19 protein-coding genes are annotated in these 22,551 nt (G+C 70.0%); 7 read left to right on the forward strand and 12 right to left on the reverse strand.

Annotation, left to right across the window (positions count from 1 at the left end):
- Positions 1–63: 63 nt before the first annotated feature.
- The 5 genes from ACW5EG_RS00820 to ACW5EG_RS00840 all read right to left on the reverse strand — a co-directional run bounded on the left by ACW5EG_RS00820 (position 64) and on the right by ACW5EG_RS00840 (position 5,149).
- The gene (locus ACW5EG_RS00820) at positions 64–774 is read right to left on the reverse strand and encodes a Dph6-related ATP pyrophosphatase (RefSeq protein WP_457020587.1); all 711 of its coding nucleotides are present in this window, start codon (positions 772–774) and stop codon (positions 64–66) included.
- Between the two features lie 46 nt (positions 775–820).
- Positions 821–1,162, reverse strand: coding sequence for a hypothetical protein (locus ACW5EG_RS00825; protein ID WP_457016671.1), 342 nt, complete (start codon positions 1,160–1,162; stop codon positions 821–823).
- A gap of 61 nt (positions 1,163–1,223) precedes the next feature.
- Positions 1,224–2,165, reverse strand: a complete 942-nt coding sequence (locus ACW5EG_RS00830) for a DegV family protein (RefSeq protein ID WP_457020588.1) — start codon at positions 2,163–2,165, stop codon at positions 1,224–1,226.
- A gap of 162 nt (positions 2,166–2,327) precedes the next feature.
- Positions 2,328–3,626 (reverse strand): amidohydrolase family protein, encoded by a 1,299-nt coding sequence (locus ACW5EG_RS00835; RefSeq protein WP_457020589.1) that lies wholly within the window; start codon positions 3,624–3,626, stop codon positions 2,328–2,330.
- 143 nt (positions 3,627–3,769) lie between these two features.
- A complete protein-coding gene (locus tag ACW5EG_RS00840; protein ID WP_457020590.1) occupies positions 3,770–5,149 on the reverse strand; it encodes an amidohydrolase family protein in 1,380 nt (459 codons plus the stop codon).
- 122 nt (positions 5,150–5,271) lie between these two features.
- Here ACW5EG_RS00840 and ACW5EG_RS00845 point away from each other — a divergent pair, with 122 nt between their 5' ends.
- Both ACW5EG_RS00845 and ACW5EG_RS00850 read left to right on the forward strand, forming a co-directional pair.
- Complete coding sequence (locus tag ACW5EG_RS00845) at positions 5,272–6,048, forward strand: AMP nucleosidase (protein ID WP_457016677.1); 777 nt, start codon at positions 5,272–5,274, stop codon at positions 6,046–6,048.
- 50 nt (positions 6,049–6,098) lie between these two features.
- A complete protein-coding gene (locus ACW5EG_RS00850; protein WP_457020591.1) occupies positions 6,099–6,644 on the forward strand; it encodes a DUF924 family protein in 546 nt (181 codons plus the stop codon).
- A gap of 24 nt (positions 6,645–6,668) precedes the next feature.
- Here the strand turns inward: ACW5EG_RS00850 and grxD are convergent, their stop codons facing one another.
- Positions 6,669–7,595, reverse strand: coding sequence for a Grx4 family monothiol glutaredoxin (gene grxD / locus ACW5EG_RS00855; RefSeq protein ID WP_457016680.1), 927 nt, complete (start codon positions 7,593–7,595; stop codon positions 6,669–6,671).
- Positions 7,596–7,694: 99 nt separating this feature from the next.
- Between grxD and ACW5EG_RS00860 the strand changes: the two genes are divergently transcribed.
- Positions 7,695–8,468: a polysaccharide deacetylase family protein gene (locus tag ACW5EG_RS00860; RefSeq protein ID WP_457020592.1), complete on the forward strand. Its 774-nt coding sequence runs from the start codon at positions 7,695–7,697 to the stop codon at positions 8,466–8,468.
- Positions 8,469–8,740: 272 nt separating this feature from the next.
- On the opposite strand, the gene ACW5EG_RS00865 is transcribed toward ACW5EG_RS00860, so the two are convergent.
- The 3 genes from ACW5EG_RS00865 to ACW5EG_RS00875 form a co-directional block, all read right to left on the reverse strand.
- Positions 8,741–9,448: a methyltransferase domain-containing protein gene (locus tag ACW5EG_RS00865; protein WP_457016682.1), complete on the reverse strand. Its 708-nt coding sequence runs from the start codon at positions 9,446–9,448 to the stop codon at positions 8,741–8,743.
- Positions 9,441–10,064, reverse strand: a complete 624-nt coding sequence (locus ACW5EG_RS00870) for an SGNH/GDSL hydrolase family protein (RefSeq protein ID WP_457020593.1) — start codon at positions 10,062–10,064, stop codon at positions 9,441–9,443. Before ACW5EG_RS00870 ends, ACW5EG_RS00865 begins: the two co-directional genes overlap by 8 nt.
- A 148-nt stretch (positions 10,065–10,212) precedes the next feature.
- A complete protein-coding gene (locus ACW5EG_RS00875; RefSeq protein WP_457020594.1) occupies positions 10,213–11,481 on the reverse strand; it encodes an aminotransferase class I/II-fold pyridoxal phosphate-dependent enzyme in 1,269 nt (422 codons plus the stop codon).
- 178 nt (positions 11,482–11,659) lie between these two features.
- Between ACW5EG_RS00875 and rsgA the strand changes: the two genes are divergently transcribed.
- The 3 genes from rsgA (at position 11,660) to ACW5EG_RS00890 (ending at position 16,455) form a co-directional block, all read left to right on the forward strand.
- Positions 11,660–12,682, forward strand: coding sequence for a ribosome small subunit-dependent GTPase A (gene rsgA, locus ACW5EG_RS00880; protein WP_457020595.1), 1,023 nt, complete (start codon positions 11,660–11,662; stop codon positions 12,680–12,682).
- 76 nt (positions 12,683–12,758) lie between these two features.
- Positions 12,759–13,997, forward strand: a complete 1,239-nt coding sequence (locus ACW5EG_RS00885) for a flavohemoglobin expression-modulating QEGLA motif protein (protein WP_457020596.1) — start codon at positions 12,759–12,761, stop codon at positions 13,995–13,997.
- Between the two features lie 139 nt (positions 13,998–14,136).
- On the forward strand, positions 14,137–16,455 hold the full coding sequence (locus tag ACW5EG_RS00890; protein WP_457020597.1) for an NADP-dependent malic enzyme: 2,319 nt from the start codon (positions 14,137–14,139) through the stop codon (positions 16,453–16,455).
- 160 nt (positions 16,456–16,615) lie between these two features.
- Here the strand turns inward: ACW5EG_RS00890 and ACW5EG_RS00895 are convergent, their stop codons facing one another.
- The 3 genes from ACW5EG_RS00895 to ACW5EG_RS00905 are packed head-to-tail and all read right to left on the reverse strand — an operon-like array spanning position 16,616 to position 19,277.
- Positions 16,616–17,029, reverse strand: coding sequence for a response regulator (locus ACW5EG_RS00895; protein ID WP_457020598.1), 414 nt, complete (start codon positions 17,027–17,029; stop codon positions 16,616–16,618).
- Between the two features lie 5 nt (positions 17,030–17,034).
- Positions 17,035–17,475 (reverse strand): response regulator, encoded by a 441-nt coding sequence (locus ACW5EG_RS00900; protein ID WP_457016692.1) that lies wholly within the window; start codon positions 17,473–17,475, stop codon positions 17,035–17,037.
- Positions 17,472–19,277, reverse strand: a complete 1,806-nt coding sequence (locus ACW5EG_RS00905; protein ID WP_457020599.1) for a sensor histidine kinase — start codon at positions 19,275–19,277, stop codon at positions 17,472–17,474. The genes ACW5EG_RS00900 and ACW5EG_RS00905 overlap by 4 nt, the downstream gene beginning before the upstream one ends.
- Before the next feature lie 407 nt (positions 19,278–19,684).
- On the opposite strand from ACW5EG_RS00905, the gene aceE reads away from it, so the two are divergent.
- Positions 19,685–22,378: a pyruvate dehydrogenase (acetyl-transferring), homodimeric type gene (aceE, locus tag ACW5EG_RS00910; protein WP_457020600.1), complete on the forward strand. Its 2,694-nt coding sequence runs from the start codon at positions 19,685–19,687 to the stop codon at positions 22,376–22,378.
- The last annotated feature ends 173 nt before the right edge of the window (positions 22,379–22,551 follow it).

Consider the following 22,551-nt stretch of genomic DNA (forward strand, 5'->3'; position numbering starts at 1 on the left):
GAGGTTGCCGGTCGCGCGCATGCCGCGTTCGACTACCTGCGCAGGCGCTGCGACGCGAGTGCGTCAACCGGGTTCTGAGCGGGCGGCAGTTGCGCCGGACAGCAGGAAATCGGTGACGGCGAAGCGCCCGTCGCGGAGCCAGGTCGCGCCGGGCGACAGCGCCAGCGGCGCGTCGAACATGGGGCCGTCGTGGACGCAGGTGTGGAACTCGCCGTTCTCGCCGCAGGGGTCCACGCCGTCGGGCAGGGCGGCCAGCAGCGCGGCGTCGAACGGGCGCCCGGCAAAGCCGGCATCGAGCTGGTCCGTGTCCACGCAGCACAGCGACGCGCGCAGTCCGCCGCGCAGCATTTCGCGCGCCAGCGCTCCGGTCTCGCTGCCGAACAGCGGCGTCTCGATCCGCCAGCCGATCTGCGCCATCTGCGCTTCGCGCCAGGCGCGGATGTCGGCCAGCAGCAGGTCGCCGAAGGCGACGGTGTCCACGCCAGGCCAGCGCGCGGCCGCGCTCGCCAATGCCTGCGCCATCCGCGCCACGTACTCCGCGTTGCCGACCGGTTCGCGCAGGTCGACTTCGAACAGCGGCAACCCGGCCGCCAGCGCCTGCGCGCGCAACACCTCGCCGGCCACGCCCTGCATCGTGGCGCGGCCGTCTGCAGCCGACACCGTTGCCAGCAGGCCGACCACGTCCACGTCCGCGCGCTGGCGCAGGACGTGCAGCGTCCAGGCTGCGTCCTTGCCGCCGCTCCAGGCGAGAAGCATCTGTTGCCGCGACGCCATCAGCGGCCGCCGATCAGGCAACACCGCAGCGAAGCGCTGGCCGCGTTCAGGGCGTGCGCACGTCGCGCAGTTCCCAGGCGCTGCCGGCCAGCAGGCGCATGCGGTGCTTGAACACCGGGCCGGGGATCGCGGTGTCGGCGACCAGGTCGATATGCAGGTCGTGCGGCAGGCCTTGCACCACCGCCGACGCATCGGTGACGCCGAGTGCGGGGTCGATCGCATCGGGATCGTCCTGCGTGGCCCGCCAGCGCTGGAACAGCGCATCGCCGCGCAGGGCGTCCTGCAGCTCCTGCGCCATGCCTTCGGCGCCATGCGAGTGGAAAGCAAACTCCCCCGAGGCGCGCACGCGCTCGGGATCGGGCAGGCGGATCATGTAGCGGACGGACATGGGCGCTCCCGTGTGTAGGGGCAGGCCAGACTAGCAGCGTCGCGTCGAGGCTGCGTCGTGGTCAGGCGAACGCGTGCGGCTCGGCGGCAAGGCCGACGCAGACCGCGCCCTTGCCCACGTTGACCATGCCGGTCAGGCTCATCACGGCTTCGAACACCTCGATGCCGTGATCGGCGCAGGCGCTGCGCAGCGCCTCGTAGCCGGGCATCGCGCGCATCTCGTCGAGCTCGCCGCCGTAGCACAGGCATAGCGTGGGGGTGAGCAGGCCGGCCTCGACCCGGCGCGCGGCGAACTCGAACAGCGCACGCACGGCCGGATCGAAGCCCTTGATCTTGGCCACCGGGCCGGTGTCGCCGCGCCAGCCGCGCAGCACCGGCTTGATGTCGAGCGCGGTGCCCAGCGCGGCGCTCAGCAGCCCGACGCTGCGGTCGCCCTTGTGCCGGGCGCGGTTGCGGATGTAGTACAGGTCGCGCGGCACCAGGTAGCCATAGGTATGCAGGGCCAGGTGCTCCAGGCGCCCGCGGATCCGGCCCGGTCCTTCGCCGGCGGCGCGTAGTCGCACCGCTTCGACCGGCAGCACGCCCTGCGCCGAAAACAGGTTCTGCGTGTCGATCACGCGCAGCGCGAACGGGGTTGCGTGCCCGGCCGCGGCGCGCACCGGCCTGTATTCGTTGAGGATCGCGTAGCTGGCCTGGCGCGCGTTCTCGAAGATCGGGCTGCGCGTGCTGGTGACGGTGATGCAGAACACGTGGTCGTAGTCGACCACCAGCCGCTGCAGGAACAGGTCGCGGATCTGCTCGACGCTGAAGGGGATGGTCTCGGCGCTCGCGCCGCGCTCGGCGATGTGCGCGTGCAGGAAGGCCAGGGTGTCGGCCTCGTCGCGGTAGTCGACCTGCAGGTCGTCACCGATGCGGACCGAGATCGGCAGGATCTCGACCTCGTGGGCCTTGAGGAAATCGACCGGCAGGTCGCAGGCCGAGTCGACGACGATTCCGATGCGCATGAAGCCTCCCGGGGGCCGTGCCCCGTCAGCGGTCGCACCGCATTGTGGCGCTTGCGGCGGCCTGAAGAGTGAAACAAGCGTCGCATCCAGCCCGCGGTCGTCGCCGGCGGGCTGTGCGGTGCCAGGACCCGCGCCGGATGCCCGGCGCAGACTCGGCTTGGCTCAGTCGATCCTGGCCGGATAGGCGCGCGGCAGGGCGCCGGACTCCGCATCAGGTTCGGCGCGCAGGTAGCGGTCGCGCAGTTCTGTCTGGCGCGAGCGCATCGGGATCGACCGTCCGCCCAGCCACACCTGCCGTGCGGTATGCGCCACGTCGAGCGGGTCGCCGGTCCACAGCACCAGGTCGGCGGTCTGCCCGACCGCGATCGTGCCCAACCGGTCGCCCGCGCCGAAGGCCTGCGCCGGCACTCGCGTCAGTCCGGCCAGGGCCGCGTCCCAGGGCAGACCGTTGGCCACCGCGTTGCCGGCCAGCTGGCGCACCTTGCGCGCGTTGTGCGAGGCATCGCCGGACTGGCTGAAGCCCACCCGCACGCCGGCTGCGTGCAGCCGCGCAGCGTTCTCCAGGGTCGCACCGAGGCGGTCGAAGTTGCCCGGCAGGTTGGCCAGGGTGTCCACGAACACCGGCACGTCGGCGGCGGCCAGCTGCGGACCCAGCTTCCAGGCCTCGGCCCCGCCGGAAATCGCGATGCGGACCCGGTGCTCCTGCGACCAGCGCAGCAGCTGGCGGATGTCGGCGGCGCGGTCGATCTCGACCACCACGCGCCCGCCGTTGCCCAGGTAGCGGCCAAGCGTGGCGCGGCCGGCCGGGGTGAGCAGGGCGAAGTTCGAATCAGCCGGAATGCGGCCGCGGGCTTCTTCGACCAGTTGGTCGAGCAGCATCCACTGCCCGGCGCGCGATGCGCCGCTGAGCCTGGAGGCATTGGCCCCGAGCGACACGAACAGCACCTTCGGGCCCGCGGGATCGGGGCTGCCGTCCAGCCGCACCAGTGCGCCCTGGCCGCCGATGAGCGACCCGCCCGGCGTGGTGCCGGCGCTGAGCAGGGTGAAGCCGATGCCCTCCACGCGCGCAACCGGCAGCAGGATCGACTCGGGGTTGTAGGCCAGGGTGACGTCGAACTCGGGGCGAACGCGCATGTCCTTCGCGTTCTCGCCCAGCGCCAGCGAGGCGTCGCGGGTCGAAGCCTCGCCCGAGACCTCCTCGATGCCGATGCCGGTGATGCCGCCGAAGAACGCTGGCGTCAGCGGCTGGCCCTGTGCATCGACCACCTGCGCCGAACCGGCCGCCAGGCCGGTGCCGACCGCAGCGATGCGCCCGTTCTGCACCAGCACGTCGGCGCCCTGCAGCGTGCCGCGCTCGGTGGCGGTGTGCACGGTGGCATTGCGGATCAGTAGGTCCTGCGCAGCGACCGGGCCGACGATAGCGACCGCGAGCAGGGACACGAGCCCCGCCTTGGCCGTCATCCCAGCGAACGCTGGGATCCACCTTGACTTCAATGTCGACATGGCAGGCATAGGGGCTGAAGAGCAAATGGATGACCAGCCTTTCAGGCTGTTGCAAAGCGTTTCCAGCGTGCGCTGGGATGACGAGCGCAAGCGACGCCCGCTCATCGCACACCTCCCTGCGCCGTCGGCTGCCCCAGCATGAAGTCCGTCACCGGCTGCAGCGATCGATCGTTGCGGTCGTAGACGCGCGCGCCGTCGATCCAGACCTGTTCGGCCTGCGCGTACACGCTGAAGGGATTGCCGTTCCACAGCACCACGTCGCCCATCTTGCCGGCCTCCAGCGTGCCGGTGACGCCCTGCACGCCGAGTGACTTCGCCGCGTTCTGCGTGAGCCAGCGGATCGCATGCTCGGGCGCGATCTCGAGCCCTGCGCGGCGCGCGTTCGCCATCACCTTGGCCGCCTCCTGGTTGAGCCGCTGGATGCCCTCGTCCGAATCCGAATGCACGATCGCGCAGCCGCCCGGCGCGCGGTCGACGATCGCGATGTTCTCCTGGATGCCATCGAAGGCCTCCATCTTGAAGCCCCACCAGTCGGCCCACAGCGCGCCGCACACGCCTTCGGCGCCGAGCCGGTCGGCCAGCTTGTAGGCCTCCACGCCGTGGTGGAACGCGGCGATCCTGAAGTCGAACTCCCTGGCCAGGTCCAGCATCTGCGCCATCTCGTCGGCGCGGTAGCAGTGGATGTGCACCAGGATCTCGCCCGACATCGCGCCGGCCAGCGTTTCGAGCTTGAGGTCGCGTTTGGTGGCGCCGTCCTTCTCGCGCTTGCGCGCGTAGTCCTGCGCGTCGATGAAGGCCGCACGGTAGCCGGCCACGTTGCCCATGCGCGTGGACGGGCCGCCCTTCTGGCCGTAGACGCGCTTGGGGTTCTCGCCGCAGGCCATCTTCAGCCCGTGCGGCGCGTCCGGGAACTTCATCCCCTGGGCGGTGGTGGCCGCCACGTTCTTGAGCGTCACCCCGCGGCCGCCGACCAGGTTGGCCGAACCGGGCAGGATCTGCAGTGAGGTCACGCCGCCGGCCAGCGCCGCGCCGAAACCCGGATCCTGCGGCCACACCGAATGCTCGGCCCAGACCTGTGCGGTGACGGGCGCAGTGGCCTCGTTGCCATCGCTGTGCGCGCTGGCGCCGGGGCTGGGATACACGCCCAGGTGCGAGTGCACGTCGATCAGGCCCGGCGTCACCCACTTGCCGCTGCCGTCGACGCGAATCGCGTCGGCACCCGCCGACAGGCCGCTGCCGACCTGCGCCACCTTGCCGTCCTGCAGCAGCACGTCGGCGTTGTCGAGGCGGCGGCCGTCACCGGTGAGCACGGTCGCGCCGCTGATCAGCACCGGCGCCGAAGCGATCGCGCGATAGGTGCTGGCGTAGGCGTCGCCGCCGGGCTGCGCGCCGCTGGACTGCGGCGGCGGATCGCCGGTGGCGGTGCTTGCGCAGCCGGCGAGCAGGGCTGCGCACAGCGCGGCGGTCAGGGGACGGATCATGGCGGCCTTTCATCGGATGAACCGGCCGACGGTACCCGCTCGCCGGGGCCCCGCCAAGCGGCCGAAAGTCATGCTGCGTGACACAATCGGCGCGAAACCTGCGCGGCAACCGGAGGCCATGCATGAAGGAAAAGGTGGACATCGTCCAGAACTGGCTGCCGCGCTACACCGGCGTGCCGCTTGCCGAGTTCGGCCAGCACATCCTGCTGACCAATTTCGGCGGCTACCTCGGCCACTTCAGTCGCATGACCGGCGCGTCGGTGGTTGGCCTCGACCGGCCGATGCCCAGCGCCACCGCCGACGGCATCACCATGATCAACTTCGGCATGGGCAGCCCCAACGCGGCCACCATGATGGACCTGCTGTCCGCAATCGCGCCCAAGGCGGCGCTGTTCCTGGGCAAGTGCGGCGGCCTGAAGCGCAAAAACCAGCTCGGCGACCTGGTGCTGCCGATCGCGGCGATCCGCGGCGAAGGCACCTCCGACGACTACCTGCCGGCGGAAGTCCCGGCGTTGCCCGCGTTTGCGCTGCAGCGCGCTGTTTCCACCATGATCCGCGACCTCGGGCACGACTACTGGACCGGCACGGTGTACACCACCAATCGCCGCGTCTGGGAACACGACGACGCCTTCAAGGAGCGGCTGCGCGCAATGCGCTGCATGGCCATCGACATGGAGACCGCGACGATCTTCGCCGCCGGCTTTGCCAACCGCATCCCCTCCGGCGCGCTGCTGCTGGTGAGCGACCAGCCGATGATCCCGGAAGGGGTCAAGACCGAGGCCTCGGATGCGAAGGTCAGCGCGGAATATGTCGAGCGCCACATCCAGATCGGGATCGAGGCCTTGCGCCTGATCCGCCGCCACGGAAAGTCGGTGCGGCACCTGAGGTTTGACGAGTAGCCCGGGCGGCCGGAAAGCGAACCAGGCGCCGCGAGCGCTAAGATGGCGGCATGGACGAACAACCCGACATCCAGCAGGTCACCGGCTTCTGGCGAGAGGCCGGATACGCGAAGTGGTTCAACGGCGGCACGGCGTTCGATGCGCAATGCCGCGAACGCTTCACCGATGCGCATTTCGCCGCCGCGCGGCGCGAGTGCGAGGCCTGGATGGACAGCGCTGACGGCGCGCTGGCGCTGCTGATCCTGCTCGACCAGATCCCGCGCAACATCTTCCGCGGCAGCGGGCATTCCTTCGCAACCGATCCGTTGGCCCTGCACTACGCCACGCGCGCCGTTGACGCCGGCTTCGACCAGGAAGTGGACGCCGGGGCGCGCGCTTTCATGTACATGCCCTTCGAGCATTCCGAAGCGATGGAAGACCAGCATCGCGCAGTCGCCCTGTTCACGGCGATGGGCGAGCCGGGTTACATCGGCTATGCGCAAAGGCACCTGGACGTGATCGAACGCTTCGGCCGCTTCCCGCACCGCAACCGCGCGCTGGGCCGGATCAGCACACCCGACGAGCAGGCCTGGCTCGACGCCGGCGGCGGGTTCTGAGGGGCCGGCAACGCGCCGGCAGGCTCAGTACTTCGGGATTGACGGGTCCACCGTATCCGACCAGGCGCCGATGCCACCCGCCACGTTGTGCACATTGCGGAAGCCCATCAGGCGGAATTCCTCGGCATCGCGGCCGCTGCGACCGCCGCCGTGGCACATGAACGCGATCGCCGCGTCCTTGGGCAGCGCCTCGACCTCGGCGCGCCCCGCGTCGAAGGTCATGAACGCCACCGGCACCGACGCGATCGCACGCTCTTCCGGCGGACGCACGTCGACCAGGGTCATCTCGCCTGCGCGCACCCGCGCTTCGACCTCGCCCGGGCTGGTCTGCGACACCGGTGGTGGTGCGTTCGGGTTCTCGATCACCAGGCCCTTGCCGCGCATGTCGTCGGCAAAGTCGATGGTCAGGCCTTCGGCGCGGCGCGCGCCGGCCAGGTCGAACTGCACGCGCACGCCTTCGACCTCGGATAACACGGCGTCGGCGTCCGCAGGACCCAGGTTCAGGCGGGTGCGGAAGTTGCGGTCCACGTCCACCTGCAGCACCACCTCGCCGCCGGCATCGTCGATCGCCTGGCGGATCATCTTCAGCGCGGTGGGCGTGATCGTGATCGACGGCGGCGTGCGGTCCGGCGCGGGCAGGCCCAGCGCGGTATGCAGCTCGCCGCTGTTGACCATCTGCGCGATGATGTCGCTGCCGCCGACCAGCTCGCCGTTCACGTACAGCTGCGGGATCGTCGGCCAGTCGCCGTAGGCCTTGATGCCTTCGCGGATCTCGGCGTCGGCCAGCACGTTCACGTGCGCATAGTCGGCGCCCAGCGCGTCCAGCGCCGATATCGCCTTGGCCGAGAATCCGCACTGTGGCGCGGCCGGCACGCCCTTCATGAACAGCACGGCGCGGTTGGCCTGCAGCAGCGAGTCGATGCGGGTGCGCAGGGCGGGGTCAAGGGACATGGCGGCGATCCTTGGAGCGGGCCTGCCATGGTACCGCGATCGTCCGTGGACGGCCTGCAACACGGCGTTGCGCGCGGCGCGCGGTGGCATCATCCACGCATGGAAATCCTGCACCGTCCCCCACGCCGGCCGCACGCCTGGCTGCCGCTGCTGCTGCTGTCGCAGCTGCTGGTGGCCTGGGCCTGGTGGCGCTGGGGCTGGGCCGTGGGGCTGCCGCTGATGCTGGCCACGCATGCGCTGGCCTGGTGGGGCGTGCTGGCGCCAAATTCGCCGCTGTACGGGCCGGTGCTGTCGCGGCTGCCGTCGCAGGTACGCGAGGTCTGGCTGACGATCGACGACGGCCCTTCCGACGACACGGTGGAGGTGCTCGACCTGCTCGATGCGCACGCTGCGAAGGCGACCTTCTTCCTGGTCGGCGACCGCGCCGCGGCGCGCCCGGAACTGGTGCGCGAGATCGCGCGGCGCGGGCACGACATCGGCAACCACAGCCGCTCGCATCCGCAGGCCTGGTTCTGGGCGCTGGGGCCGCGGCGGATGCGCGCGGAGATCTTCGACGCGCAGCGCCAGCTTGCCGAGGCGACCGGACAGGCGCCGCGCTGGTTCCGCGCCGTGGTCGGGCATGCCAACCCGTTCGTATCGGCGCCGTTGCGCGATGCGGGGCTGGCGCGGGTGGCGTGGAGCGCGCGCGGCTTCGACGCGGTGCACAGCGACGTGGGGCGGGTGGTGTCCAGCATCGAGCGTGACCTGGCGCCTGGCGCGATCGTGCTCCTGCACGAAGGCGCGCCGCATGGGCGCAGCGTCGAGATGATCGGCGGGCTGCTGCAGCGGCTGGATGCGCTGGGGTACCGGGCCGTGGTGCCGCGCGGCGTGTAGGGGCGCGTTGTCGACGTGGTGTCGCGCGGGGCGGATGGATCACGGTTGCGTAGGTCGCGTTCGCGGCTGAAGCCGCTCCTACAGAAGCCACGGTTCACGCCCCTCCTTGTAGGAGCGGCTTCAGCCGCGATCACCGCGCCCAGTAGGCACCGTTCCCGCTCCTTGCAGGAGCGGCCTCAGCCGCGATCACCGCGTCCAGTAGGCACCGTTCCCGCTCTTTGTAGGAGCGGCTTCAGCCGCGATCACCGCGTCAGCCGCCGCACCCGCCCAGCTCAGCCCCGAGCCTCCGGCAACCTCGCCACCACCAGCCAGTTGTTGAACGGCGTGTTGCCGAACCACGGGCGGATGTCCACCGCCAGGCCGGCCACGTCGAACCGTGCGCGCAGTTCATCCACGGTCGGGTAGTGCTTGGGTCGGTCGGGCATCCAGCCGGTCAGCGCGGCAAAGCGGTCGCCGGCGCGGGTGCGGCGGATGCGGGCGCCGCCGTCGTCGAGCGCGGCGCGCATGACCAGGACCGCGCCCGGCGCGAGCATTGCGATCGCGGCATCGAGCAGGGTCGCCTGCTGCTCGCGGGTGAGGAACTGCAGCACGTCCAGGATCGCCACGCTGCCCGAATGCGGCGGATAGCCACTTGCCAGGTCGACCACGTCAAAGCGCGTGTCGGCCAGGCCGGACTGGCTGGCGATGCGGCGCGCGCGCTCGATCTTGGGCGCATCGATGTCCACGCCGACATAGGGCATCGCCTGTCCGTCCACGCGCAGCGCATGCGCGAGCAGGCCGAGTCCGCAGCCCAGGTCGAGCAGCGGCGCGCTGCAGCCGCGCAGCGCATCGAGCACGCCCGGGTACAGCGGGTCGGTGCGCAGCTTGATCAGGGTGTAGTAGTAGTCGTAGCGGTTGCCGAGGGCGTGCGCCGGCAGGAAGGCGCGCGCAATTCCCTTTGCGGTTGCGGCATCGAGCGGCCGCAGGGTCTGGTCAGTCATGCGCGGACAGTAACCGACGCGCCACGGGCAGCGCCAGACGCGTCCACTGCGCGTACATCGCCGCGGACGGATGCAGGCCATCGGCGGCCAGCATCATCGGCTCGGCGCCGCGTGCGCGGCTGACCGGCGTGATGTCGACGAAGGCGATGCCGCGCGCCTTGCACAGCGCCCGCGCGGCTGCGTTGTGGCCGTCGAGTTCACGCGCGATGGTCGCGCGGTCGCGCCCGGTGCCGGCCGCGAATGGCGTCACGCCCCAGTCTGGGATCGACAGCACCAGCACGCGGTCCGCGCGATCGCCGGCAAGGACGGTGGCGCGTGCGAGCAGGGCATCGAACTCCCCGCGATAGTTGGCCAGCGCGCGACCCCGGTACTGGTTGTTGACGCCGACCAGCAGGCTCACGAAACCGAAGCGACCCAGCGGCGCGGCCGCATCGATCGCCACCGACAGTTCGTCCGTGGTCCAGCCGGTGGTGGCGATGATCCGCGGATCGGCCAGCGCGATGCCCCCCTCGCGCAGCGCCGCGGCAAGCTGCAGCGGCCAGCGCCCGGCCTCGTCGATGCCTTCACCGATGGTGTAACTGTCGCCGAGGGCGAGCCAGGAAATCGCGTCCGTCATCGTGTCCGTCATCGGTCCCTGGAAGAATCTTTTTTGCCACGGATTACGCGGATTACGCGGATCAACGCGAATCAAGCCAAGTACATATCCGCGTTCATCCGCGTAATCCGCGGCAAAAAAAGCCGTCCGCCCCTCAGCGTCGCCACCCTCACGCCGCCGGCTGCGCCTTCTTCTTCAGCGGCACGACTTTGCGGTTGGCCACGGCGCGGCGCTCCAGCACGCGGTCGATGCGTGCGAACACCTCGACCAGCATCTCCGGCTGCGGCAGCAGGGTGACGCGGAAGTGGTTGCGGTAGGGCACGTTGAAGCTGGTGCCCGGCACGATCAGCAGGTCCTCGGTTTCCATCAGCTCCAGCGCGAAGCCGTGGTCGTCGAAACCCTGCGCGGCGTCGCCGACCACGCCCGGGAACGCGTACAGCGCGCCGGCAGGTGCAACCAGCTCAAGGTGTTCGCTGGCCGCGCAGGCCTCGATCACCGCGCGTCGCGCTTCGTACAGGCGTCCGCCCGGCGAGCACAGCGGGGTGATGGTGTCGGCGCCGGTCAGCGCGGCCTCGATCGCGAACTGCCCCGGCACGTTGGCGCACAGGCGCAGCGCGCCGAGCAGGTCCATGGCGTTGCGGAACGCGGTGCTGCGCGCCGGATCGCCCGACAGCACCGCCCAGCCCACGCGCCAGCCGCAGGCGCGATGCACCTTGCTCAGGCCGCCGAAGGACAGGCAGGGCACGTCGCCGGCCAGCGGCGCGACCGGCACGAAGGTGTTGCCGTCGTAGAGGATGCTGTCGTAGATCTCGTCGCACAGCAGCAGCACGTTGTGCTTCGCGGCGATCGCGACGATGCGTTCGAGCAACTCGCGCGGATAGCTGGCGCCGGTCGGGTTGTTCGGGTTGATCAGCACGATGGCGCGGGTGCGCGCGGACACCAGCGCCTCCATCTCGACCGGGTCGGGCAGGAAACCGCTGCCTTCGTGGCACCGGTAGAAGACCGGGCGCCCGTCGTTGAGGATGGTGGCCGCCGACCACAGCGGATAGTCGGGCGAGGGCACCAGCACTTCGTCGCCGGGATTGAGCAGGGCGCGCAGCGAGATGTCGATCAGCTCGCTCACGCCGTTGCCGATGAATACGCGCTCGGCCGAGGCCCAGGGTGTGCCGCGCGCGACGTGGTGCGCGGCGATTGCCTCGCGCGCTTCCGGCAGGCCCTGCTGGTGGGTGTAGGGATCGGTGTGGTGGATGTGGTCGGCGATCGCGCGCTGCAGGTGCTCAGGCGCGCGGAAGCCGAAGGCGCCCGGATTGCCGATGTTGAGCTTGATCAGGCTGTGGCCCTGACCCTCGAGCTCGCGGGCGCGCCGGGCGAGTTCTCCGCGGATTTCGTAGCGGACTTCGGACAGGCGTTCGCGGGTGGGCAGGCTGGGAGCGGACATCGGAGCGGCACAAAGGCGGCGGGAGGCCGCGCGAAACGTCGGATCATACGCCGCTGCGGCGGTAGAATCGCGCCATGCACACCATGCCCGCACGCGTTTGAACCCCGTCACCAGTGCGCTGCGTGCCATCGGCTGGCCCTTTGCCGGCAGGCCGGGGCCGGGACCCTGGGCGGAGCTGATGGATGCCCACCCGCAGGCACAGCCGGCGCGGGTGATCGAACAGCACCGCAGCGGCTACGTGGTTGCCGATGCAACCGACCGCGCCTTCACCGTCGAATCCCCGCCCGAGTGGCAGCGCCCGCCCGGCTACCGCAAGGGCAAGGTCGCGCCCGAAGCGCGCGCGGTGGTTGGCGACTGGGTGCTGGTCGAGGACGGCAGCATCGTCGCCATGTTGCCCAGGCACAGCGCGATCAAGCGCGGCGCCGCCGGCGAGCATTACCGCCAGCAGCTGATCGCCGCCAACATCGACGTGGTGCTGGTGGTGTGCGGGCTGGACGGGGATTTCAATCCGCGCCGCATCGAGCGCTACCTGCTGCTGGTCCAGGCCGACGGCGTGACGCCGGTGGTGGTGCTGACCAAGGCCGACTGTCCCGGCGCCGACGCCGATGCCGCGCTGGCGGCGCTGTCGGTCGTGGCGGGGCAGGGCGTGGCCGTGCTCGCGGTCAACGCGCGCGATCCGGACAGCGTGCGCGCGCTTGATCGGTACCTGCCGGCAGGCGCGACCGCGGTGCTGGTGGGATCGTCGGGTGCCGGCAAGTCGACGCTGACCAATTCCCTGCTCGGCGTGGAGAAGATGAAGACCGCCGCGGTGCGTGAGTCCGACGCGCGCGGCCGCCACACCACCACCTATCGCGCCCTGATCCCGCTGCCGTCCGGCGCCTGCCTGATCGACACGCCGGGCATGCGCGAGCTCAAGCCGACCGGCGAGGAAGGTCTGGCCGACGGCGGCTTCGGCGAGATCGAGGCGCTGGCCGAGCAGTGCCGCTTCCGCGATTGCAGCCACGAACGCGAGCCCGGCTGCGCGCTGCAGGCGGCGCTGGCGGCCGGCACGCTCGATCGCGGCCGGCTGGGCAACTACCTCAAGCTGCGCGACGAGGTGGCGGTGGCGGCGGAGCGGCTGGCCTCGCGGCTGGCGCAAAAGGCCGAGGTGCGCCCGGGCAAGCCGGCGACGCGGCGTGACGGGAAGCCGCGCAGGCCCTGAGCGCGTCCACGGCGCTGTTCCGGCCTGCGCCACCATTTTCCGCTAGCGTGTGCGCACCCTTCCGGGGATCACGCAAATGCCCGACTCCATCGCCCACCACGCCGCCCTCGACGCGCGCATGGTCCGCGCCGCGCGCGGCCTGCGCGTGCTGGCGCTGGCCAGCTGGCCGGCCGCGGTGCAGCGGACGTTCCTGGCCGACCTGGCGCGCGGCGTGGAGCGCATGCCCCGGTTCGAGTACGCGGCCCACGATTTCAGCGACGTCCGGCACGAGCTGGACGCGATCGTCGCGGCCGCGGACCCGGGCCACCCGCTGGGCGCCTACCTGATCGATTCGGCACGGCACTGGCAGCTGGCGGCGCGCATGCTCGAAACGCTGGGAACGCGGGAAGCTGGCGCGCTGTCGGTGATGCTCTACGGACATCCCGGCGACCCGCTGCCGGGCGGCACCATCACCACGCGCGAGGCGGCGCGCCACTTCATCGGCATCGCCGACGAACTGGACCGCGAACTGCTCGCGCCCGAAGAGCAGGTGCCGATCTCGGCCACCGCCCTGCAGCTGCAGCTGCAGAACCAGCTGGACGCCTTCTTCGGCGGCCGCGTGGTGACGGTGGAGCTGGATCCGGAGCTGATCGCCAAGGCGGCCGCCGGCGCCTACCGCATCCGCCTGCGCGACGGCGCCGCGTTCAGCGACTACGACCGCGCGCAGCTGCTGCACCACGAGGCGCTGGTGCATTCGCTGACCGCGCTCAACGGCCGCGAACAGACCGTGTTGCCGAGCCTGGCGATGTCCTCACCGCGGATCACCGCCACCCAGGAAGGCCTGGCGGTGCTCGCCGAACAGATCACCGGCAGCATCGACATCGAGCGCATGAAACGTGTGAGCCTGCGCACCGAGGCGATCGCGATGGCGCTGGACGGCGCCGATTTCCTGCAGGTGTTCGGCTGGTTCCGCGACGCGGGGCAGGATGCGGCGGAAAGCTTCGCCTCGGCCCAGCGTGTGTTCCGCGGCGTGCCGCTGGGCGGCGGTGCCGCCTTCGCCAAGGACACCGTCTACCTGCGCGGCCTCGTCGAGGTGCACACCTTCTTCCGCCAGGCGCTGCGCGAAGGCCGCTTGCGCCAGTGCCGGCGCCTGTTCGCCGGCAAGATGACCCTGGACGATGTGACGCGCCTGGACCCCTTGTTCGAAGCCGGCGTGCTCGCCCCGCCGCGCTGGCTGCCCGACTGGGTCGCACGCGCCAACGGCCTGGCCGGGCAACTGGCGTTCTCGCTGTTCGCCAACCGGATCAGGCTGGACCGGCTGCCGGATCACAGCTGAGCCGGGCCGGCCTGCGCTGCCGCCGCTGCGAGCCTGGGGGCGCCTCGCGGCCGGGTTCCGCAGCCCCGCCGCGGCGATCAGCCAAGATCGGTCGCGAGCGTGGGGCTAGAATCAAGCTTCAGTCCACGGCCTGCCCATGATGTCCGACGAAAAGCCCAGCAACTCCGAAAACGCCCAGGCCTTCCGCCAATCCGCCCTCGACTACCACCGCGTGGAGCCGCGCGGCAAGATCAAGGTGATGGCGACCAAGCCGATGCTGACCCAGCGCGACCTGGCGCTGGCGTACTCGCCGGGCGTGGCCTATGCCTGCGAAGAAATCGCGGCCGATCCGTCCAAGGCCAGCGACTACACCGCGCGCGGCAACCTGGTGGCGGTGATCTCCAACGGCACCGCGGTGCTGGGCCTGGGCGACATCGGCCCGCTCGCCGGCAAGCCGGTGATGGAGGGCAAGGGCGTGCTGTTCCAGAAATTCGCCGGCATCGACGTGTTCGACATCGAGATCGACGAGAAGGACCCCGACAAGCTGGTCGAGATCATCGCCAGCCTCGAACCCACCTTCGGCGGCATCAACCTCGAGGACATCAAGGCGCCCGAGTGCTTCATCGTCGAGCGCAAGCTGCGCGAGCGGCTGAAGATCCCGGTCTTCCACGACGACCAGCACGGCACCGCGATCATCGTCGGCGCGGCGGTGGTCAATGCGCTGGAGATTGCCGGCAAGAAGATCGAGGACGTGAAACTCGCCACCACCGGCGCGGGCGCGGCCGGCATCGCCTGCCTGGACATGCTGGTGGCGCTGGGACTGAAGCCCGAGAACATCACCGCCTTTGATCGCGGCGGCGTGATCCACACCAGCCGCGACGACCTGGATGAGGCCAAGCGCCGCTACGCGCGCGACACCCCGCACCGCACCCTGGCGCAGATGGTCGAGGGCGCGGACGTCTTCCTGGGCCTGTCGGCCGGCGGCATCCTCAAGCCGGAGATGGTCGCGACGATGGCGGACAACCCGATCATCCTCGCCCTGGCCAATCCCTACCCGGAGATCCTGCCCGAAGAAGCGCGCGCGATCCGTCCGGACGCGATCATCGCCACCGGCCGCTCCGACTTCCCCAACCAGGTCAACAACGCGCTCTGCTTCCCCTACATCTTCCGTGGCGCGCTGGACGTGGGCGCGACCGGCATCAACGAGGCGATGAAGCTGGCCTGCGTGCACGCGATCGCGGCACTGGCCAAGAGCGAGGCCAGCGACTTGGGCGCGGCCTACGGCGAGGAGATTCCCTGCTTCGGCCGCGACTACATCATCCCGCGCCCGTTCGACCCGCGCCTGCTGACCATCGTGGCCATCGCGGTGGCGCAGGCGGCGATGGACACCGGCGTGGCCACGCGTCCGATCGAGGACATGGCGGCGTATCGCGAGAAGCTCGCGCAGTTCCACCACCGCACCGCGCTGGTGATGCGCCCGCTGTACGACCGCGCCCGCGCCGACCGCCAGCGCGTGGTCTATGCCGAAGGCGAGAACGAGACCGTGCTGCGCGGCGTGCAGACCGTGGTCGACGAAGGCCTGGCCCATCCGATCCTGATCGGGCGCCCGGACGTGATCCAATCGCGCATCGAGCGCCTGGGCCTGCGCCTGCGCGCGGGCGTGGACTTCGAGATCACCAACCAGGACGACGACCCGCGCTTCCACGAATACTGGACCCACTACCACCAGCTCACCGAGCGCCGTGGCGTGACGCCCGAAGCGGCCAAGAGCCTGCTGCGCTCGCGCACCACGCTGATCGCGGCGGTGATGGTCGATCGCGGCGAAGCCGATGCGATGATCACCGGGCTGGTGGGCCGCTTCCACAAGAAGCTGGGCTACATCCGCAGCGTGTTCGAACTCGATCCTGGCGTGCAGAGCACCTCGGCCATGACCGGCGTGATCAACGACCGCGGGCTGTGGTTCTTCCTCGACACGCACGTGCAGAACGATCCCACGCCAGAGCAGATCGCCGAGAGCACCATCCAGGCGGCCTACCGGCTCAAGCTGTTCGGGATCGAGCCCAAGATCGCGCTGCTCTCGCACTCCAACTTCGGCAGCCACGACGACTGCAGCGCACGCAAGATGCGCCAGGCGCTGCAGATCCTGCGCAAGCGCGCACCCAAGCTGGAAGTGGACGGCGAGATGATGGCCGACACCGCCTGGGACGAGGACTTCCGCCGCCGCATCTTCCCCAACAGCACGCTGGAAGGGCGCGCCAACCTGTTCGTGATGCCCAACCTGGACGCGGCCAACATCACCTACAACATGGTGCGGGTGATGACCGACGGCGTGGCGCTTGGCCCGATCCTGATGGGCGTGAGCAAGCCCGCGCACGTGCTGACCACCGCCTCGCGCCCGCGCCGCGTGGTCAACATGACCGCGATCGCCGCGGTCGAATCGCAGATCCGCAAGCAGCGACTGGCCGAACGAGGCAGTTGAGGCGCGCGGAGTCCGGCGCCTGATCTTCTCCCTCCTCCGCTTGCGGGGAAGGGCCGGGGTGGGGGCGAAACCGGTGGCGTGGTCTTGCAGTGGCCTGGCTCGCGTCGAGCGCCCCCATCCCAGCCTTCCCCGCAAGCGGGGGAAGGAGCAAAGTCCGTCTTCAGGCGTCCGGCACCGTGGCGCGGCCCGTCATCAGCAGCCTGCGCAGCAACGCCGGCAGCGCATCCAGGTCGTCCTTGAGCAGCAGGCCGTCCGCAGGCGGCGGGTTGTCACCCGGCGCCGTGCCGCCGGTCACGAAGACGAAGGGCAGGGCCGGATCGTGGGCGCGGGCCAGCGCAAATGCTTCCGCGCCCGAATAGCCCGGCAGGTTGACGTCCGACACCACCACCTGCGGCGCGAACTCCCGCAGCGCCTGCTCCACCCCCGCTGCGGTACACGCGCGCCTGCACTCGACGACCAGCCCACCCTTGCGCAACGCGTACTCGGCAAGCTCCGCGTCATCGGCCGAGTCGTCGACCAGCAGCACGCGCCACGCCATGCCAGGTCCTGCATCCTGCACGGACCACGCGGCCATGCCGGTCAGTCCAGCGCTGGCGGTTCGTTGAGCACGGCCCAGAAGCGGCCAAGCGTGCGCACCGCATCGAAGAACTGGGCCACGTCCACCGGCTTGACCACGTAGGCGTTGACCCCGAGGTCCCAGCTCACCGCCAGGTCGTTTTCCTCGCGCGAGGACGAGAGCACCACGATCGGCAGGGCCTTGAAGCGGTCGTCCCCGCGCAGCTCGGTCAGCACTTCCAGCCCGTCCATGCGCGGCATCTTGATGTCCAGCAGCAGCACCGCCGGATCGCCTTCGGCGCGGTCGGCCCACTTGCCGCGCCGGTGCAGGTAGTCCAGCACTTCCACCCCGTCCTCGACATGGACGATCGGGTTGGCCAGGTGCGCCTCGCGCAGCGCGTCGATCGCCATCTCGGCGTCGTGCGGACTGTCTTCGGCCAGCAGGATGGTGCGCAGTTCGGTCATGGCTTGTTCTCGTTGGATGCGGGGATGTCGCCTGCGCCTGGCAGCGTGACATGGAAGGTAGCGCCCTGGCCCGGCGCGGATTCGGCGCTGATGCGGCCGCCGTGCCGCGTCAGCACCCGGCGCACGCTGGCCAGGCCGATGCCCGTGCCCGGGAACTCGCTGGGCGCGTGCAGGCGCTGGAATACGCCAAACAGCTTGTTCGCGTACTTCATGTCGAAGCCGGCGCCGTTGTCGCGCACGGTGAAGTGGTGCGCATCGTCGTCGCCGCGGCGATAGGCGACCTCGATCTGCGCCGGCTCGCTGCCGCGGCTGTACTTGACCGCGTTGCCCAGCAGGTTCAGCCACACCTGGCGCAGCATGTTCTCGTCACCCACCACCACCGGCAGCGGGGCGACGTGCCATTCGATCGCGTGGCCGGGCGAGTCGGTCGCGTTGTTGGCGTCGAGCATGGCCAGGGTCTCGGAGGCCAGCGACTGCATGTCCACCGTCTGCAGGCGCAGCGCGCTGCGGCCCAGCCGCGAATACACCAGCAGGTCGTCGATCAGCGCCGACATGCGCTGCGCCGAGGACACCATCACCTCGATGTAGTGGCGGGTCTTCTCGTCCGCGCCGTCGCCAAGGTGCCGGCCGAGCTTGTCGCCGAAGCCGGCGATGTGGCGCAGCGGCGCGCGCAGGTCGTGCGAGACCGAATAGCTGAAGGCCTCCAGCTCGCGGTTGACGTCCGAGACCTGCTCGACCTTGCCCTCGAGCTGGCGGTTGAGCTCGCGGATCTGGCGGTCGCTGGCCTTCTGCACGCTGACGTCGCTGGCGGTCACCAGCGCCACCGAGTCCTCGCTGTCGGGCAGCGGCATGCGCCGGGCATTGATCATCATCGTGCGCTCGACCCCGTCGGCCGTGAGCTGCACCTGCTCGAAGTCCCACAGCTCGCGGCCACGGCCCAGCACGTCGGCCAGGCGGCGCAGCATGCGCTCGTCCTGCCACGCGCCATCGCCGATCTCGGCCAGCGGCATGCCGCGCGCGTCGTCCTCGACGCCGAACAGTTCGGCGAAGGCAGCGTTGTGCATCACCACCCGCTGCTGGTGGTCGATCGCCACGATCGGCTCGCGCACCGTGTCGAGCACCACGCCGGCGCGCGCGCTGGCGCGCATCGCGTCGGTCTCGGCGCGCAGGCGGTGGGCGATCTGGCGTCCGGAATAGACGAGCACCCCCCCCAGCAGCAGCAGCTGGCAGCTCATCGCCACCCAGGCCGCGGTGCGCGCGCGCTCGACCACGCGGTCCGCGCGCGCCTGGCGCTCGGCCAGCAGCGTCTGTTCGGCCTGGACGATCCCGGCGATCAGCGCCTGGATCGGATAGCGCGCCACCATCTCGTCGATATCGGCGATGGTGGTGTCCGTGCCCTGGTCGATGATGTGGTCGGCCTGGGCCTTGCGCAGCAGCACATGGGTCTGCAGGCCGCCGATGCGCAGCTGCTGTTCGGGATTGTCGCGCGTCATCTCCTGCAACTGCTGCAGCAGCGGCAGGATCTGCCCCCGGCTGTCGGCGACACGCCTGCGCAGGGCCTCGTTGTCCACGCCGCCGGCCAGCGACAGCGCGCCCGCCTCCAGGTTGCGCATGTGCGAGGCCAGGGTCTGCACCGTGATCTCGACCCGCTGGGTGTGCGCCACTGCCTGCCATGCGTCGTCGGCGTTCTGCGTGGCCTGCCGCAGCAGCACGAACGGCGAGACGATGATCAGCGCGACCAGCAGGCCGAGCGCGATCAGGCGCCAGTTCGACAGCGGGGTTGGAAGGGCAGGGTTCGGCATCGCTCGGGGACAGGTGGGCCGGTCGGGACGCAGGGAACCCCGGCGCCGAGCGGCCCCCGAATCCCCTGCACACCCGGCGATCATTGCCGACCCGGTGGAAAGAGGGCAAGCGGGACGCCGGGAGTTCAACAACCGCCCATCCTTTCGCAGCGGATGTGTACGGGATGCGAAGGAGTCCCGCAGCCCGTCTGGCGGAGCCGGCTTCCGGTGGCCTCCCGTGTCGGTCCGGACAGCCCTTGCCGCAGCGCGAACCCCGGCCCCGCGCGCCCCGAAGGTTGCTTTCGCAACTGCTTCCGCGCCGCGCTCCGCCGCCTGCCCGCGTCCCGGGCCGCGCCGCCGCCCCTGCTAGAATCGGCGGTCCTACCCCACGACTATTGCGCGGCCAGGGGCCGCGGCGGAGCAAGGCGATGAACTGGCTGACCGACGTGCTGCAGAACGACCCCGATCCCACCGAAACCCGGGAGTGGATCGAATCGCTCAAGGCGGTCATCGACCACGGCGGGCCCGAGCGCGCCCACCAGCTGCTGCAGGACATGGTCGAACTGACCCGCCGCGCCGGCGCCCACCTGCCGTTCGCGCCGACCACCGAGTACATCAACACCATCCCGACCCATCTGGAGCCCAAGATCCCGGGCGACCAGACCCTGGAGTGGCGGATCCGCTCGATCATCCGCTGGAACGCGATGGCGATGGTGGTGCGCGCCAACCGCAAGCCCGGCGACCTGGGCGGCCACATCGCCAGCTTCGCCAGCTCTGCCACGCTCTACGACGTGGGCTTCAACCACTTCTTCCGCGGCCCCGAAGGCGACCACCCGGGTGATCTCATCGCCCCGCAGGGCCACAGCTCGCCGGGCATCTACGCGCGCGCCTTCCTCGAAGGCCGGCTCAGCGAATCGCAGATCGACAACTTCCGCATGGAGGTCGACGGCCGCGGCATCTCCTCGTATCCGCACCCCTGGCTGATGCCCGACTTCTGGCAGGTGCCCACCGTGTCGATGGGCCTGGGCCCGATCGCCGCGATCTACCAGGCGCGCAACTGGAAGTACCTCGAATCGCGCGGCCTGCTGCCCAAGTCCGACCGCAAGGTGTGGTGCTTCCTGGGTGACGGCGAAACCGACGAGCCCGAGAGCCTGGGCGCGCTGTCGATCGCCGGCCGCGAAGGCCTGGACAACCTGGTGTTCGTCGTCAACTGCAACCTGCAGCGCCTGGACGGCCCGGTGCGCGGCAACGGCAAGATCATCCAGGAGCTGGAGAGCCAGTTCCGCGGCGCCGGCTGGAACGTGGTCAAGACCATCTGGGGCAGCTACTGGGATCCGCTGCTGGCCAAGGACAGCCAGGGCCTGCTCAAGAAGCTGATGATGGAAACCGTCGACGGCGAGTACCAGAACTGCAAGGCCTTCGGCGGCGCCTACACGCGCGAGAACTTCTTCGGCAAGTACCCGGAGACTGCGGCGATGGTTGCCAGCCTCTCCGACGAGGACATCTGGCGCCTCAACCGCGGCGGCCACGACCCGCACAAGGTCTATGCGGCCTACACCAACGCCATGCAAACCAAGGGCCAGCCCACGGTCATCCTGGCCAAGACGGTGAAGGGCTACGGCCTGGGCAGCGCCGGCGAAGCGCTCAACCCCACCCACAACACCAAGAAGCTCGACGACGATGCGGTGCGCGCATTCCGCGACCGCTTCAAGATCCCGGTCGACGACGAGCTGCTCAAGGACGGCAACATCCCGTTCTACCACCCCGGCGAGAAGTCCGACGAAGTGCAGTACCTGCTCGAGCGCCGCCGCGCGCTGGGCGGCTTCGTGCCGCAGCGCCGCCGCAAGGCCGACGAGTCGCTCACCGCACCCAAGCTCGAAGTGTTCGAGCGCCTGATGAAGAGCACCGGCGAGCGCGAGATGAGCACCACGATGGCCTTCGTGCAGTCGCTCAACATCATCCTGCGCGACAAGCAGGTCGGCCCGCGCGTGGTGCCCATCGTCGCAGACGAGGCGCGCACCTTCGGCATGGAAGGCCTGTTCCGCCAGATCGGCATCTACGCGCCGGAAGGCCAGAAGTACAAGCCGGTCGACCGCGACCAGCTGATGTACTACCGCGAGGACAGCACCGGACAGGTGCTGCAGGAAGGCATCACCGAGGCCGGCGCCTTCGCCTCGTGGATGGCCAGCGCCACCAGCTACTCCACCAACAACCTGCAGCTGCTGCCGTTCTACATCTACTACTCGATGTTCGGCTTCCAGCGCGTGGGCGACGCCGCCTGGCAGGCGGCCGACATGCGCGCGCGCGGCTTCCTGCTCGGCGGCACCGCTGGCCGCACCACGCTCAACGGCGAGGGCCTGCAGCACGAGGACGGCCACAGCCACCTGCTGTCGGGCGCCATCCCCAACTGCCGCAGCTACGACCCCAGCTTTGCCGGTGAGGTCGCGGTGATCCTGCAGCACGGCATGCTGCGCATGATCGAAGAGCAGCGCGACGAGTACTACTACATCACCCTGATGAACGAGAACTACAGCCACCCCGAGCTGCCCGAAGGCGCGGCCGAGGGTGTCATCAAGGGCATGTACCTGCTCAAGGACGCCGGCGCCAAGCCCAAGAAGGGCGAGCTGCGCGTGCAGCTGATGGGCAGCGGCACCATCCTGCGCGAGGCCATTGCCGCGGCCGAGCTGCTGGACAAGGACTTCGGCGTGACCAGCGATATCTGGTCCTGCCCCAGCTTCACCGAACTGCGCCGCGACGGCTACGACGCCGAACGCTGGAACCGCATGCACCCCGAGGACAAGCCGCGCAAGGCCCACGTCACGCAGTGCATCGAGTCCCGCCCCGCCGGCCCGGTGATTGCCGCCACCGACTACGTGCGCAATTTCACCGACCAGATCCGCGGCTTCATCCCGCGCACCTACACCGTACTCGGCACCGACGGCTTCGGCCGCTCGGATACGCGCGCGAATCTGCGCCGCCACTTCGAGGTGGACCGTTACTACATCGCCCACGCGGCGATCGACGCGTTGGCGAAGGACGGGAAGATGACGCCGAAGGACGCGGCGCGGGCGATCAAGCTTTACAAGCTGGATCAGGAGAAGCCGAATCCGCTGGGGGTTTGAGGGTGGAACTTGGTGCTACATGCAGGGCATGAAGTGAGAGAAAGGCGGCCGAATGGCCGCCTTTTTCTCATGTTCGAGGCGGGTGTGCCGGAAGAGCGCGGCGAGAGTGCGTTTCTTGTACGCCATACGCCAGAGCCTTTCCAGTGCCACGCCTGGTATACAGGCATCTCGAT

This window comes from Luteimonas sp. A611 (assembly GCF_054072715.1).